Here is a 14762-nt window from a genome sequence, read left to right on the forward strand (position 1 = left end):
GAGCTTGAATCACATCAGATCGATTTTCCAAACAGGCTCTAAGGATTATGATATATATAAGATTCTTATATAGAAACAATTCTCAAAATTGTCTCGATATTAAAGCGAATGCGTTCTGCCTGAGCTGTTTCGGACATTAGTTCCCGTTCGAAAATGATTGAACCCGTGTACTGGTTGGTGAAGTAATAGTAACTGACAGCTGCGATGGTGATATTGAGCTGTACCGGGTCAACACCGTCTCGGAAGAGTCCTTGTGTCACCCCGCGCTTCAAAATTTTGTCGACCAGACCAACAAACCGTCGGCTAACAATTTTGACAGGTTCTGAGGTCTTGAGATGTCGGGCCTGAGCCAGGTTTTCGCTGTTCACCAGTGAAATGAATTCTGGATTCTGGATGTAATAGTTCCAAGTGAAGCGAACGAGTCTTTCAAGAGCGTCTCTTGGGTCCAGACTATCCAGATCCAGCTTTTTTTCGGATTCCCGAATGTCGAAATAGGCGTTTTCCAGCACCGTCTGGAAGAGTTTCTCTTTGCTTTCAAAATAGTGGTAAATCATGCGCTTGTTGGCATTGGCTTCCAGCGCAATCGCATCGACGCGCGCGCCCTCGAGGCCGTTGCGTGCAAATTCCTTCTTTGCAGCATCAAGGATACGGCCCTTGGTGGCTTCGGCATCCCGGATACGGGGACGGGCGGGCTGTGTGTCTGTGGGCTGTGCGCTCAACGGAGGGTCTCGCTTTTGCTGGAACGGGCCGGAAGTTTTCCCGCTTTATGGCGAGAAATGATCAGACGTCAAAACATCACATAAAAAATCACATAGAAAAGCGATTTATATATCACTATAACGTGATTTATGAGATTTTCCGTTATGCGCTACCAAAGTAACCAGTCGGTGCAAAAGGGAGTTTCCCTTCCAGGAGCGAGAAGGAGGAATTCGACGGGCAAGATGGAAGCAATATCCCAGAGCAGAAGTTTTTTCTGAAACATTCTGGGTTGAACGGCTTTCCTCTGGAGAGGCCCGTTTCCGGATATCGCCCGTCAATGAAGCGTCCCTTTTTGAAGCCGTTGGTGTGAAGAACGTTCAAGAGAATCTGTAGCGTTAAAGATTTTGAGCTGATGACCGTCTTCTCACAGCAGAAACTGAAACGGCGATGTGTCTGCACAATCGCCAGAAAGACAGGGAGAAGCCGTCCATGAACAAGATGGCACAGAAACTGGCTCCATCCGGAGTTGCTCGTGACTTTGGATTTTTCATCGATGGTGAGTGGCGCCACGGACGTGAGATGTTCGAGCGCAAATCTCCCAGTCATGATGTTGTAGTCACGCGGATTGCACGTTGCACGGAAGAGGATCTGAACGACGCAGTGGCTGCTGCCCGCCGTGCGTTTGAAAACGGCACATGGGCTGGTCTGGCAAGTTCGGAACGTAGTGCGATCCTGTTGAAGACGGCAGAACTGCTGAAGCAGCGCCGCGACGATATTGCCTTCTGGGAAGTGCTGGAAAACGGCAAGCCGATCTCACAGGCCAAGGCCGAGATCGACAACTGTATTTCCTGTTTCGAGATGGCTGCGGGTGCCGCACGTCTTCTGCATGGAGACAGCTTTAACAATCTTGGCGAGAGCCTGTTCGGCATGGTTCTGCGGGAGCCGGTCGGGGTTGTTGGCCTCATTACGCCCTGGAACTTCCCGTTCATGATCCTGTGTGAGCGCGTGCCATTCATTCTGGCATCCGGCTGCACAGTTGTTGTGAAGCCAGCGGAAGTGACCAGCGCCACCACGCTGATGCTCGCCGATATTCTGACAGAAGCTGGCCTGCCAAAGGGCGTCTATAACGTCGTAACCGGCACGGGCAAAAGCGTTGGGCAGGCCCTGACGCAGCATCCGGATGTAGACATGCTCTCCTTCACCGGCTCCACCGGGGTTGGCCGGTCCTGCATTCATGCGTCCGCAGACAGCAACCTCAAGAAGCTTGGCCTGGAGCTTGGTGGCAAGAACCCGATCGTCGTCTTCGCGGATAGTGATCTGGAAGATGCGGCCGATGCGGTGGCCTTCGGGATCAGCTTCAACACCGGGCAGTGCTGCGTCTCGTCCAGCCGCTTGATTGTCGAAGAGTCCGTGGCCGACAAGTTTGAGAAGCTGGTTGTCGCCAAGATGGAAAAGATCCGCGTGGGTGACCCGTTCGACCCGGAAACGCAGATTGGCGCCATCACAACGGATGCGCAGAACAAAACCATTCTTGATTATATTGAGAAGGGTAAGGCCGAAGGCGCGCGCGTTCTGTGTGGTGGCAACAAGGTCGATCTGGGTCGTGGGCAGTACATCGCGCCAACGCTCTTCACGAATGTGAAGCCGGACATGTCGATTGCGACAGACGAAATCTTTGGTCCTGTGCTGTCAGTCTTCCGGTTCGGCACCCTTGAAGAAGCGATCTCCCTGGCCAATGACACGGCTTATGGTCTGGCGGCGTCTGTCTGGACGAAGGACATCAGCAAGGCCCTGAAGGTGACACGCAAGGTTCAGGCCGGGCGCTTCTGGGTCAACACGATCATGGCTGGCGGCCCCGAAATGCCGCTGGGTGGTTTCAAGCAGTCCGGCTGGGGCCGTGAAGCGGGGATGTACGGAGTGGAGGAATACACCCAGATCAAATCCGTTCACGTCGATCTCGGTAAACGGACGCACTGGATCTCCTGATATGACTGGTTTCGATTACGTTGTCGTTGGTGGCGGCTCGGCAGGATGTGTTCTTGCCGCCCGTCTTTCCCGAAACCCGGCGGTGCGCGTCTGCCTGATTGAAGCAGGCAAGCGTGACACCAATCCGCTCATTCACATGCCGGTTGGTTTTGCGAAAATGACGACAGGTCCCCTGACATGGGGGCTTGTCACCACACCGCAGAAACACGCCAACAATCGCCAGATTCCGTATGTGCAGGCGCGTGTTCTGGGTGGTGGGTCTTCCATCAATGCCGAGGTCTTCACGCGTGGTCACCCGTCCGATTTCGATCGGTGGGAAGAGGAGGGGGCAGACGGCTGGGGATTCAAAAACATCCAGAAGTACTTCATTCGCTCCGAAGGAAATTCTATTCTTGCCGGATCATGGCACGGAACGGATGGTCCACTTGGCGTGTCGAACCTGGATTGCCCGAACCCCGTCAGCCGCGCCTTCGTGCAGAGCTGTCAGGAAATCGGTATTCCGTACAACCCTGACTTTAACGGTCCAGTTCAGCAGGGCGCTGGTATTTATCAGCTCACTGTTCGCAATAACCGCCGCTGCTCCACGGCCGTTGGCTATTTGCGTCCAGCCCTGAAGCGGAAAAATCTGACGGTCATTACTGGCGCAACGGTTCTGAAGATTGTCTTTGAAGGCAAGCGGGCCGTTGGCGTTCAGTACGTGGCTGACAGGCAGGTTCATACCGCCCGTGCAGAGCAGGAAGTGCTTGTCACGTCCGGTGCAGTCGGAACGCCAAAGCTGATGATGCTGTCTGGTGTTGGTCCCGCTGCGCACCTGAAAGAACACGGGATTCCGGTTGTTCATGATCTGCCAGGTGTCGGCCAGAACCTTCAGGACCACTTTGGTGTCGATATCGTCGCCGAGCTGAAAGGCCATGACAGTTTCGACAAGTACAACCAGTTCAAGTGGATGATGTGGGCTGGTCTGCAATATTCGCTGTTCGCAAGTGGCCCCGTTGCCTCGAACGTCGTGGAAGGGGGAGCCTTCTGGTACGGCGATCCGGCTGCAAGTTGCCCGGATCTTCAGTTCCATTTCCTTGCAGGTGCAGGCGCGGAAGCGGGTGTGGCCTCCGTGCCAAAAGGAACGTCAGGTATTACGCTCAACAGCTATACGCTCCGTCCAAAAGCGCGCGGGTCCGTCACGCTGCGTTCATCAGATCCGCGGGAAGCGCCGATTGTGGATCCGAACTTCCTTGGACATCCGGATGACCTGCGGACCACGGCAGAAGGCGTTCGCCTGAGCTATGAGATGTTCGGCAGTCATTCGCTGCAGAAATACATCCGTAAAGTCTGCCTGCCAGAAGGTGGTGGCCGCACGATCAAAGCTTATGAGGAGTATGCCCGACAGCAGGGGCGCACATCCTATCATCCGACCTGTACCTGCAAGATGGGCCGGGACGAGATGGCTGTGGTTGACCCGCGACTGCATGTGCACGGTCTGGAAGGCATCCGGATTTGTGACAGTTCGGTCATGCCCTCGTTGCTCGGGTCCAACACCAATGCGGCAACAGTCATGATTGGTGAACGAGCGGCGGATTTCATTCTGGGGAATGCCTGAAGACAATGTTTTCAGGCGCTTCCTCGCAAACGACATATTTTTACGCGACCAAAAGTAACTAATAAGATAGTTATATTGGATCAGAGGCAATGACCAAGACCAGAACCGCAGCAGAAGCCGTCAGTCTCATCAAGGACGGGGTCACCATCGCAATCAACGCGTCGTCCGGCCTCCTGTGCCCCGATGACGTTTTGAAAGCTCTTGGTGAGCGTTTCGAAAAAGAAGCCGCGCCGAAAAACCTGACGACAATCCATCCGATTGCGACGGGGGACATGTTCGGAACAAAGGGCGTGGATCACCTTGCCCAGCCTGGCATGATCCGGAAGATCATTGGTGGGTCTTACCCGTCTGGTCCGAGCAATGCGGAGCCACCGCTCATCTGGCAGCGCATTCTGGCCGAAGACGTGGCGGCTTATAATCTCCCATCCGGCGTTATTTTCGACATGCTGCGAGAAGGTGCGGCACTACGTCCCGGTGTGCTGACGAAGGTTGGCCTCGATACGTTTGTAGACCCGAAACGGGAAGGCGGTGCGATGAATGCGTCCGCACGGGCTAACCCGATCGTGCGTCACATGGACTTCGAGGGCGAAGACTGGCTGTATTTTCCGGCGCTGAAACCGGATGTGGCAATCATTCGCGCTTCGACAGCGGACGAAAATGGCAACCTGACATTCGAGCAGGAAGGCGCCACGCTGGGCGCGATGGAAATGGCATTGGCGGCTCATAATAACGGCGGCCTAGTCATCGCGCAGGTTCGCTGCGTAGCAGAGCAGGGCACGCTGAAACCGCATGATGTCAAGGTACCGGGTATTCTCGTGGACGTTGTCGTGGAAGCCCCCGATCAGCTTCAGACGACTGCCACGCCTTACGACCCTGCAATTTCCGGCGAGATTTTCCGGCCTCTATCGTCCTTCGCCATTCCGGACTTCAACCCGGGCAAGGTCATTGCACGACGAGTAGCGCAGGAACTGAAGGATGGCTGGGCCGTCAATATCGGGTTCGGTATTTCCGCGAATGTGCCGCGCATCCTGCTGGAGGAAGGCCTGCATGGCAGCGTGACGTGGGTCATCGAGCAGGGACCTGTCGGTGGTGTTCCACTGCTGGACTTCAAGTTCGGCTGTGCGAGTAATGCCGAGGCGTTCGTCGCCTCTCCCCATCAGTTCAGCTACTTCCAGGCTGGCGGCTTTGACTGCTCCCTGCTGTCCTTCCTTGAGATCGGGGCTGATGGATCGGTCAATGTCAGCCGCCTTGCTGCCACGCCGCATCGCACCGCGGGCGCAGGCGGGTTTGTGGACATTACGGCACGCGCCAAGCGCATCATCTTCTCAGGCAATTTTAATGCCGGTGCCAAGATGTATATCGAGGACGGTCGGCTGGTGATTGATCGGGAAGGCAAGATTTCCAAGATCGTGCCGGAAGTGGATCAGGTCAGCTTCTCGGGGCCTAGAGCGACTGAAACAGGGCAGGACGTGACGTATGTGACGGAACGCTGTGTTCTCAAGCTTCTGAATGGTGAACTGACGGTTACGGAAATCGCACCGGGCATTGATCTGCAGAAAGACGTGCTCGATCAGGCTTCTACGCCGCTGAAGGTTTCTCCTGAACTGAAGGAAATGGATGCCGTTCTGTTCAGGGATGCCGTGATGGGTCTCCGGCTCTGAACGCGCCGGGCCGCATTTTCCGTGAGTGGAGTCTGAAAGAAGTCATGACAGTCGACGATCACAGTTTCCTGACAGGTCTGTTCAATGCAGCCATTACCGCCGCGGATGCAGACCTTATACTGGCTGCCAATCTGCCAGAACGCCCAAAGGGCAAGACGGTGGTGGTTGGAGCCGGAAAGGGCGCAGCCCAGCTCGCCGCAGCGTTCGAGCGCGTATGGGGTGGTCCGCTGGAGGGGGTGGTCGTCACCCGTTATGGCTATGGCTACCCCACGAAACAGATCCGTGTTCTGGAGGCCGCTCACCCCGTCCCGGATGAAGCTGGTCTGGCTGCGACGGCTGCCCTGTTCGAAGCTGTGCGGGGACTGGGTCCGGATGATCTGGTCGTCGCTCTGATCTGCGGTGGTGGGTCGGCGTTGCTGCCGAGCCCACCAGAAGGCTTTACGCTGGAAGATGAAGCAGAACTCAGCCGGGTTCTTCTGTCATCTGGCGCGCCGATCTCCGTCATGAACATCATTCGAAAGCAGTTTTCGGGCATTAAGGGCGGCCGTCTGGCTGCTGTCGCTGCCCCGGCAAAAGTGGTCTCACTCGTGGTTTCGGATGTCCCGTTCGATGATCCGGCGCAGGTTGCGTCCGGCCCAACAGTGCCCGACACAAAGACCCGTGAAGATGCAAGGCATATGGCCAAGGCCTGGAAGCTGGCTCTTCCGCCAAAGGTGCAGGCCTGGCTTGACGGGGACCTCGGACAGGCGCCCCGGCCTGATGATCCGGCATTCGCCGGGCATGAAGTCCGGATCGTGGCGTCGGCTCATCTGTCTCTGGAAGCAGCGGCAGCGGCGTCCCGGAATCTCGGCATTCCCGCCGTTATCCTGTCCGATGCGATCGAAGGGGAAGCGCGGGATGTCGGGAAGGTTCATGCGGCGATTGCCCGTGAGGTCAGTATCCGCAATCAGCCTTTTCAGAAGCCGGTCGTCATCCTGTCGGGTGGCGAAACAACGGTGACCCTGCGTGGGCGCGGGCGCGGCGGACGCAATACAGAGTTTCTTCTGTCCTTTGCGCTCGCGGCTGAAGGCCTGCCTGTTTCCGCGCTTGCGGCGGATACGGACGGAATTGACGGGTCTGAGGATAACGCCGGGGCCTTTGCAGATGGGGAGAGCATGGGGCGGCTAAGGGAGCGTGGGATCAACCCGTCCGTCCTGCTGGCGGAAAACGATGCCTATACTGCTTTTGAGGCCTTGGATGATCTGTTTGTTCCAGGTCCAACGGGAACAAACATCAATGATTTTCGCGCTATTCTGCTGAGGTAGAAAAAGATGGCGAAGTAAAAACTGTTGTTGAGCGAGAACGAATTCATTCTGGTTATTACGACTATCAAGTTCTTTTGATTTCATAATGCAGAATGGCCTTGAAAACAGATTAGCCAACATACTAACTAACCGGTTAGTTATCAATTAAGGGAATCGGGTTATGTTTCTCAATGAAATTCAGGAGCAGGTTCGCGAAACCACGCGGTCTTTCGTGGATGAAGTCATTCGTCCTGCTGCTGAGGCCCTCGACCGCGAAGAGCGTTTCCCGGCCGAAATCTATGAAGAAATGGGCCGTCTGGGCCTGTTCGGCATTGCTGTTCCGGAAGAGCTGGGTGGGCCTGGTTTCGATACCCTGACCTATGCCGTCGTGATGGAAGAACTGTCCCGCGGCTACGCCAGCGTTGCCGACCAGTGCGGTCTGGTGGAACTGATTTCCACACTGCTGGTGCGTCACGGCACGGATGAGCAGAAAGCCCTTTTGCCAGACATTCTCTCCATGAAGCGCAAAGTCGCTTACTGCATCACCGAGCCGGAAGCTGGCACAGATGTGTCCGGTATCCGCACCACCGTAGAGCGGGATGGAGATGGCTGGGTTCTGAATGGCGGCAAAATCTGGATCCATAATGCTCCGGTAGCGGATCTCGGGTTCGTTCTGGCTCGGACCGACAAGGAAGCCGGCAACCGTGGCATGTCCATCTTCATTGTGGACCTGCACGCCAAGGGTGTTGAGCGCGGCCCGAAGGAACACAAGATGGGCCAGCGCGCGAGCCAGGTCGGTGCGCTTGATTTCACCAATGTGCGTCTGGGTTCTAACGCCCTTCTGGGCGAGATGAACCGTGGCTTTCACATGATGATGAGCGTGCTGGACAAGGGGCGCGTTGGTATTGCAGCGCTCGCCGTTGGTATTGCACAGGCTGGGCTGGAAGCTGCTGTGGATTATGCCGGAACGCGTAAGCAGTTTGGCAAGCACATCTCGGAATTCCAAGGCGTTCAGTGGCTTCTGGCCGATATGGCCAAGGACATCGAAGCTGCCCGTCTGCTGGTCCATTCCGCAGCTGTGAAAATTGACAACGGGCAGGATGCTACACGCTCCTGCTCCATGGCGAAGTGCTTTGCCGGTGACATGGCGGTGGCCCGTACGGCCGATGCGGTGCAGGTTTTCGGCGGGTCTGGCTATATCCGTGGCTTTGAAGTCGAGCGCCTGTATCGCGACGCCAAGATCACGCAGATCTACGAAGGCACGAACCAGATCCAGCGCATGATCATCGCGCGTGAACTGCTCAAGAAGGGCGCCCGTGCATGAAACAGGTCGCTCTCGTCACCGGCTCTTCACGCGGGATCGGCCTGGCCGCTGCGGAAGCGCTCGCTAAAGAAGGCTTTTCTTTAGCGGTCAACGGTCCGGTTGATGATGCAGAACTGCGTGCCGCTGTCGCCCGTCTGGAAGGGCTTGGCGCAAAGGTTGTGGCTGCCCCGTTCGACGTCTCCGACATCAGCGCCCATGAGGGTGTTCTGGCGCGGATCGAAGACGAACTCGGCCCGCTGACAACGCTGGTGAACAATGCGGGCGTCGGCGTCCTCCAGCGGGGCGACCTGCTGGATGTGTCGGAAGCAAGCTGGGACCGGTGCCTGACGATCAATGCGAAGGCGATGTTCTTTCTGTCGCAGGCTTTCGCCAAGCGTCTTTTGGGGCGGGAACGGTCAGCGGATGCGTTCCATTCGATCGTCAATGTCACATCGTCGAACGCGACGGCTGTGGCAGTGCAACGGTCTGAATACTGCGCGTCAAAGGCTGCGGCGGCCATGGTGTCCAAGGCTCTGGCCGTTCGGCTCGGGATCGAGAATATCGCGGTCTATGACGTTCAGCCTGGCCTGATCGCTACAGAAATGACGGCTGCCGTGATCCAGCACTACCGCCAGCGCGCGGAAGAGGGACTGACCCTGCTTCCCCGTGTTGGAGAGCCCTCGGACATGGGGCGCATCATCGCGGCCCTTGCCACCGGGAAACTGCCTTACACCACAGGCCAAGTCATTTCGGCGGATGCCGGAATGCTTGTGCCGCGCTTCTGAGAAACGGTTATGAAGATCATCCTGCCCGACGAAACCGGCCGGAAGATGGATTACCATCTGATCGGTACTCCTGTTCCTCGCAGTGTCCTTCCTGCCAATCCGGCCCGGATCGTCTACTCGGCGGCCCATGTCGTCGCAGATCCGTTTACGGATAATGCACCCTCCGGCCGCGCCACGATTGACTGGAAGAAGACGCTTGAGTTCCGTCGCTATCTCGTCGGTATGGGCCTTGGAATTGCGGAAGCCATGGATACGGCCCAGCGCGGCATGGGGCTGGACTGGCCCGGCGCGCTGGATCTGATCCGTCGCACCAAGGCCGAACTGCCGGATGCGATGGTCGTGAACGGCGCGGGGACAGACCATCTGGACCCGAAGGATGCACGGTCCGTCGATCAGGTGCTCGCAGCCTATCTGGAACAGGTCGAGGCGATCCAGAAGGTTGGCGCACGGGTCATCCTGATGGCCAGCCGTGCCCTCGTTCGCGTGGCGTCCAGTGCTGAGGACTATAAGCGGGTCTACCGCGAAGTGCTCTCTGCCTGTGATGAGCCTGTCGTTCTGCACTGGCTGGGCAAGGATTTCGATCCGGCTCTGGCAGGCTATTGGGGCACGGATGACTTCAGTGAGGCGCTGGAAACAGTGCTGAGCATCATTGAAGAAAACGTCTCGAAGGTGGACGGCATCAAGATTTCCCTTCTCGACAAGGAGAAGGAAATCATCATGCGTCGACGCCTGCCCAAGGGCGTGCGGATGTATACGGGTGATGACTTCAATTACCCGGAACTGATCGCCGGTGACGAGCAGGGCTACAGCCACGCGCTTCTCGGAATCTTCGATCCGATCGCGCCACTGGCGGCACGGGGGGTAAAACTGCTGGGTGAAGGCAATGTGAAAGGGTTTCACGACGCGCTTGATCCGACTGTTCCGCTGGCTCGCGTGATCTTTCAGGCTCCCACGCAGTACTACAAGACGGGTGTGGTGTTTCTGGCCTGGCTGAATGGCTTTCAGGATCACTTCGTCATGCTGAATGGTGCGCAGTCCATGCGGTCCCTCCAGCATTTCACGGAGATTTTCCGTCTGGCGGATGGCTGCGGCCTGCTGCGGAATCCAGATCTGGCCGTGCACCGCATGAAGTCGCTTCTGACGATGTACGGGGCCTGATCATGCGGGACTTTCGCCACGATCATTCGGCTCTCGCCCTCAATACCGCAACGCTTGGCCATAATGTACCGGGTGTCGGGGCAGGGTGGTCACCGGAACAGACGATCGACGCCTGTGCCGAACATGGCATTGGCGGGATCGTGTTCTGGCGGCGGGAGATCGAAGGCCGGGCTGCGGAAATCGGAGACCGGGCGCGCCAGGCTGGCGTGAAGGTTGTCGGCCTGTGCCGGACGCCGTTTCTGGTCGGGCCGCTGGGTCTTCAGAGCGAAGAGGCGATCCTGTCGGACTTTCATTTGTCCATCGACCAGACGGCTGCGCTTGGAACGGATGTTCTGACCATCGTTGTCGGTGGAGTGGAAACTGGCACGAAGGGCGTAACCCGCAGCCTGGACATCGTGGCGGACCGGATGGCGAAAGCCATTCTTTATGCTGAGGCCTGTGGCGTGAAACTCGCGCTGGAGCCGTTGCATCCGGCTTATGCCGGAGACCGATCCTGCCTCACGACTACCCGTGACGCCCTGGATCTGTGCGACCTTCTGGCGTCGGACAGCGTGGGTGTGGCGATCGATATCTACCATGTGTGGTGGGACACGGACCTGCCACGCCAGCTCGCTCGTGCGGGAAACCGCATTCTGGGCTTTCACCTCTGTGACTGGCTCGTTCCCACAACCGACATCCTGCTTGATCGCGGGATGATGGGGGACGGCGTTGCAGACCTGCGGGGGATCCGCAGGGAGGTGGAAGCCGCCGGATATTCCGGCTTCTGCGAGGTGGAAATCTTTTCCGCGAATAACTGGTGGAAGCGCCACCCGGCTGACGTGCTGGACACGATGGTCGAACGCTTCCGCACTGTCTGCTGACCCATCGGAGGGCATCATGAAGATCCTCGTCCCTGTCAAACGTGTCGTCGATTACAACGTCCGCATCCGCGTAAAGGGTGACGGCTCTGGGGTCGAGCTTGCGAACGTCAAGATGTCGGTCAATCCGTTTGACGAAATCGCCATCGAAGAAGCGGTCCGTCTCAAGGAAAAAGGCATCGCCACGGAAGTGGTCGCTGTCTCTATCGGTGTGCCGCAGGCGAAGGAAACACTGCGAACCGTGCTCGCCATGGGCGCGGACCGCGCCATTTTCGTTGAAGCCACGACGGATGTGAATGTGGATATCGAGCCTCTCGCCGTCGCCAAACTGCTGGCAAAGGTGATCGAGGAAGAGAAACCGAACCTCGTCATCGCGGGCAAGCAGGCCATTGATAACGACATGAACGCGACCGGTCAGATGCTCGCCGCCCTGCTGGGCTGGGGGCAGGCCACGTTCGCGTCGTCTGTCGAGATTGAAAACGACAGTGCAACCGTCAGCCGTGAGGTTGATGGTGGCCTTCAGACCATCCGCGTGAAGTTGCCTGCGATCATCACGTCAGACCTGCGCCTGAACGAACCGCGCTATGTCGCGCTGCCCAACATCATGAAGGCCAAGAAGAAGCCGCTCGAAGAACGCAAGGCGTCTGACCTTGGCGTGGATATTGCGCCCCGTCTGAAGGTCATCCGTACGGCTGAACCGCCTCAGCGTCAGGCCGGTGTGAAGGTCAGTTCCGTTGATGAGCTGGTTTCGAAACTCAAGACTGAAGCAGGAGTGATCTGATGTCTGTTCTGCTGCTCGCTGAAGTGGCCAATGGCCACCTCGCTACCGATACCGTTGCCAAGGCCCTTTCCGCTGTCAAAGCGCTGGGTGATGTAACGGTTCTCATTGCCACCCAGAACGGTGCGGATGCTGCTGCTGAAGCTGCAAAGCTCGATGGTGTGTCCAAGGTTCTGCTGGCGGATGACGCGTCTCTGGCCCATGAACTGGCTGAACCTGTCGCCGCCCTCATCGTGTCTTTGGCATCCGGCTATAGCCATATCGCTGCGGGCTCGACGGCGTTCTCCAAGAACGTTCTGCCACGCGTTGCGGCTCTGCTGGATGTCATGATCCTGTCAGACGTAACGGCCGTGAAGGATGCCGAGACGTTCGATCGCCCGGTTTACGCCGGCAATGCGATCCAGACCGTTCAGTCTTCCGATCCGGTGAAGGTTTTCACCATTCGTACGGCGGCTTTCTCGGCTGTTGGGGAAGGTGGTTCTGCCAATGTGGAAAATGTCTCCGTTCCGGCTGATCCGGGTCTGTCGTCCTGGGTGGAAGACAAGGCAGTTGAATCCGAACGTCCGGAACTGACGGCAGCCAAGAACATCGTCTCAGGTGGCCGTGGCGTCGGATCGAAAGAGAACTTCGACACCATCGCCCGGCTTGCGGACAAGCTGAATGCCGCCATCGGCGCCAGCCGTGCTGCTGTGGATGCCGGATATGCGCCGAATGACTGGCAGGTCGGGCAGACGGGCAAGATCGTGGCGCCTGATCTGTATATCGCGGTCGGTATCTCCGGGGCGATCCAGCATCTGGCGGGCATGAAGGATTCCCGGGTGATCGTTGCCATCAACAAGGACGAAGACGCTCCGATTTTCCAGGTCGCGGATTACGGACTGGTGGGAGACCTCTTCACCATCCTTCCCGAACTGACGGCAAAACTCTGACAGGCCAGCGGCCTGCAGGGAGGAGAAAGACCATGACTACGATCGAACGGGAAAGCATGGACTATGACATTGTCATCGTCGGCGCTGGCCCTGCCGGTCTCTCCGCGGCGATCCGGCTCAAACAGAACGAGCCAGACCTCTCCGTGGTCGTACTGGATAAAGGGTCTGAAGTCGGGGCGCATATCCTGTCAGGCGCGGTCATTGATCCGTGCGCGCTGGATGTGCTGCTCCCTGACTGGCGGACCATGGACGCGCCCATCACCGTGCCGGTGAGGGAAGACAATTTCTTCCTGCTGACGGAAAAGAGCCAGATCCGCCTGCCGAACAGCATGATGCCAAAACTCATGGACAACCATGGGAATTACATCGTCTCGCTCGGGAACGTCTGCCGCTGGCTGGCACAGGTTGCGGAAGGTCTGGAGGTGGAAATCTTCCCCGGCATGGCGGCGAGCGAGATCGTTTATGACGATCAGGGTCGGGTCGCGGGGGTTGTGGCCGGAGAGTTCGGCAAGAACCCGGATGGAACGCCGGGTAATGCCTATGAACCGGGTATGGAGCTTCGCGGGAAATACGTATTCTTCGCGGAAGGGGCACGGGGGTCACTGGCCCGTCAGTTGATGGACCGGTTCGCGCTTTCCGAAGGTAAAGACCCGCAGAAATTCGGGCTGGGCCTCAAGGAAATCTGGGAAATCGATCCCGCCAAGCATCATGAAGGCACGGTCACGCACACCATGGGCTGGCCGCTGAACAGCAAAGCCGGTGGCGGGTCCTTCATCTACCATCTCGACAACAATCAGGTCTGCGTCGGGTTCGTCGTCCATCTCGGCTATGAAAACCCGTATCTGGACCCGTATCGCGAGTTCCAGGAGTTCAAGCATCATCCGATGGTGGCCGAACTGCTGAAGGGTGGAAAGCGTGTGGCCTATGGGGCTCGTGCGCTTTCGGAAGGCGGTTGGCAGTCCATCCCCAGGGTGACTTTCCCTGGTGGCGTCCTGCTTGGCTGTTCCGCCGGGCTGGTGAATGTCCCGCGCATCAAGGGAAGCCACAACGCCATTTTCTCCGGCATCGCGGCTGCCGATGCCGCGCGGTCTGCTCTGGCTGCGGGTAGGGCACAGGATGAACTGACGGCTTATGAAGACGAACTCCGCAACGGCCCTGTTGGCGCGGACCTCAAACCTGTTCGCAACGTCAAACCGCTGTGGGAGCGTTTCGGGCTGATCGGGGGCGTCGCACTCGGTGGCCTTGATGTGTGGGTGACCAGCCTGATCGGGTATTCCCCGTTCCGGACCCTTCACCATGGCAAATCCGATGCCGCAGCAACGGGGCTGGCCTCACAGTTCAAGCGGATCGACTATCGCAAACCGGACGGCGAACTCAGCTTCGACCGGACGACCAACGTGGCGTTCTCCTTTACGAACCATGAAGAACGCCAGCCATGTCATCTGCCACTGCGTGATCCTTCTGTCCCGGTAACGGTCAATCTGCCGCTCTATGACGAACCGGCCCAGCGATATTGCCCGGCGGGTGTTTACGAAGTTCTGCGGCCGGAGGGCGAGCAGCCACGCTTTCAGATCAACTTCCAGAATTGCGTGCACTGTAAAACCTGCGACATCAAAGACCCGAGTCAAAATATCGTCTGGACAACGCCGCAGGGTGGTGATGGTCCGAACTATCCGAACATGTAAAAATTAAATAAAGAGAAATATAAATAGTCTCTTTTATTTGATTT

General features: G+C 57.6%; 12 protein-coding genes. 11 read left to right on the top strand and 1 reads right to left on the bottom strand.

Annotated elements, in window-relative coordinates:
* Nucleotides 1–65: 65 nt before the first annotated feature.
* Nucleotides 66–719, bottom strand: a complete 654-nt coding sequence (locus B7444_RS10765) for a TetR/AcrR family transcriptional regulator (protein ID WP_007283197.1) — start codon at nt 717–719, stop codon at nt 66–68.
* Between the two features lie 469 nt (nt 720–1188).
* On the opposite strand from B7444_RS10765, the gene B7444_RS10770 reads away from it, so the two are divergent.
* From B7444_RS10770 to B7444_RS10820, 11 genes are all read left to right on the top strand, one after another.
* Nucleotides 1189–2685 carry an aldehyde dehydrogenase family protein gene (locus B7444_RS10770; RefSeq protein WP_029495794.1) on the top strand — a complete coding sequence of 499 codons (1497 nt, stop codon included), beginning with the start codon at nt 1189–1191 and terminating at the stop codon, nt 2683–2685.
* A 1-nt stretch (nt 2686) separates the two neighbouring features.
* Nucleotides 2687–4279 (top strand): GMC family oxidoreductase, encoded by a 1593-nt coding sequence (locus B7444_RS10775; protein WP_007283199.1) that lies wholly within the window; start codon nt 2687–2689, stop codon nt 4277–4279.
* Nucleotides 4280–4368: 89 nt separating this feature from the next.
* Nucleotides 4369–5940: an acyl CoA:acetate/3-ketoacid CoA transferase gene (locus B7444_RS10780; RefSeq protein ID WP_007283200.1), complete on the top strand. Its 1572-nt coding sequence runs from the start codon at nt 4369–4371 to the stop codon at nt 5938–5940.
* 44 nt (nt 5941–5984) lie between these two features.
* Complete coding sequence (locus B7444_RS10785; RefSeq protein ID WP_007283201.1) at nt 5985–7244, top strand: glycerate kinase type-2 family protein; 1260 nt, start codon at nt 5985–5987, stop codon at nt 7242–7244.
* A 160-nt stretch (nt 7245–7404) separates the two neighbouring features.
* Nucleotides 7405–8547 carry an acyl-CoA dehydrogenase family protein gene (locus B7444_RS10790; RefSeq protein WP_007283202.1) on the top strand — a complete coding sequence of 381 codons (1143 nt, stop codon included), beginning with the start codon at nt 7405–7407 and terminating at the stop codon, nt 8545–8547.
* Entirely contained in the window at nt 8544–9311 is a 768-nt protein-coding gene (locus B7444_RS10795) for a 3-ketoacyl-ACP reductase (protein WP_007283203.1), read from the top strand. Before B7444_RS10790 ends, B7444_RS10795 begins: the two co-directional genes overlap by 4 nt.
* Nucleotides 9312–9320: 9 nt before the next feature.
* Entirely contained in the window at nt 9321–10469 is a 1149-nt protein-coding gene (locus B7444_RS10800; RefSeq protein ID WP_007283204.1) for a dihydrodipicolinate synthase family protein, read from the top strand.
* Between the two features lie 2 nt (nt 10470–10471).
* Nucleotides 10472–11329 carry a sugar phosphate isomerase/epimerase family protein gene (locus B7444_RS10805; RefSeq protein WP_007283205.1) on the top strand — a complete coding sequence of 286 codons (858 nt, stop codon included), beginning with the start codon at nt 10472–10474 and terminating at the stop codon, nt 11327–11329.
* A gap of 16 nt (nt 11330–11345) precedes the next feature.
* Nucleotides 11346–12107 carry an electron transfer flavoprotein subunit beta/FixA family protein gene (locus B7444_RS10810; RefSeq protein ID WP_007283206.1) on the top strand — a complete coding sequence of 254 codons (762 nt, stop codon included), beginning with the start codon at nt 11346–11348 and terminating at the stop codon, nt 12105–12107.
* Nucleotides 12107–13033: an electron transfer flavoprotein subunit alpha/FixB family protein gene (locus B7444_RS10815; protein WP_007283207.1), complete on the top strand. Its 927-nt coding sequence runs from the start codon at nt 12107–12109 to the stop codon at nt 13031–13033. The genes B7444_RS10810 and B7444_RS10815 overlap by 1 nt, the downstream gene beginning before the upstream one ends.
* Nucleotides 13034–13065: 32 nt before the next feature.
* Entirely contained in the window at nt 13066–14718 is a 1653-nt protein-coding gene (locus B7444_RS10820) for an electron transfer flavoprotein-ubiquinone oxidoreductase (protein WP_007283208.1), read from the top strand.
* Nucleotides 14719–14762 lie beyond the last annotated feature (44 nt).

It is taken from the genome of Gluconobacter thailandicus F149-1 = NBRC 100600 (assembly GCF_000964465.1).
GTDB lineage: Bacteria > Pseudomonadota > Alphaproteobacteria > Acetobacterales > Acetobacteraceae > Gluconobacter > Gluconobacter thailandicus.

Coding starts and splice junctions, on each gene's coding strand:
- B7444_RS10770 (WP_029495794.1), top strand. CDS start 1,189: ATGAACAAGATGGCACAGAAACTGGCTCCATCCGGAGTTGCTCGTGAC.
- B7444_RS10775 (WP_007283199.1), top strand. CDS start 2,687: ATGACTGGTTTCGATTACGTTGTCGTTGGTGGCGGCTCGGCAGGATGT.
- B7444_RS10780 (WP_007283200.1), top strand. CDS start 4,369: ATGACCAAGACCAGAACCGCAGCAGAAGCCGTCAGTCTCATCAAGGAC.
- B7444_RS10785 (WP_007283201.1), top strand. CDS start 5,985: ATGACAGTCGACGATCACAGTTTCCTGACAGGTCTGTTCAATGCAGCC.
- B7444_RS10790 (WP_007283202.1), top strand. CDS start 7,405: ATGTTTCTCAATGAAATTCAGGAGCAGGTTCGCGAAACCACGCGGTCT.
- B7444_RS10795 (WP_007283203.1), top strand. CDS start 8,544: ATGAAACAGGTCGCTCTCGTCACCGGCTCTTCACGCGGGATCGGCCTG.
- B7444_RS10800 (WP_007283204.1), top strand. CDS start 9,321: ATGAAGATCATCCTGCCCGACGAAACCGGCCGGAAGATGGATTACCAT.
- B7444_RS10805 (WP_007283205.1), top strand. CDS start 10,472: ATGCGGGACTTTCGCCACGATCATTCGGCTCTCGCCCTCAATACCGCA.
- B7444_RS10810 (WP_007283206.1), top strand. CDS start 11,346: ATGAAGATCCTCGTCCCTGTCAAACGTGTCGTCGATTACAACGTCCGC.
- B7444_RS10815 (WP_007283207.1), top strand. CDS start 12,107: ATGTCTGTTCTGCTGCTCGCTGAAGTGGCCAATGGCCACCTCGCTACC.
- B7444_RS10820 (WP_007283208.1), top strand. CDS start 13,066: ATGACTACGATCGAACGGGAAAGCATGGACTATGACATTGTCATCGTC.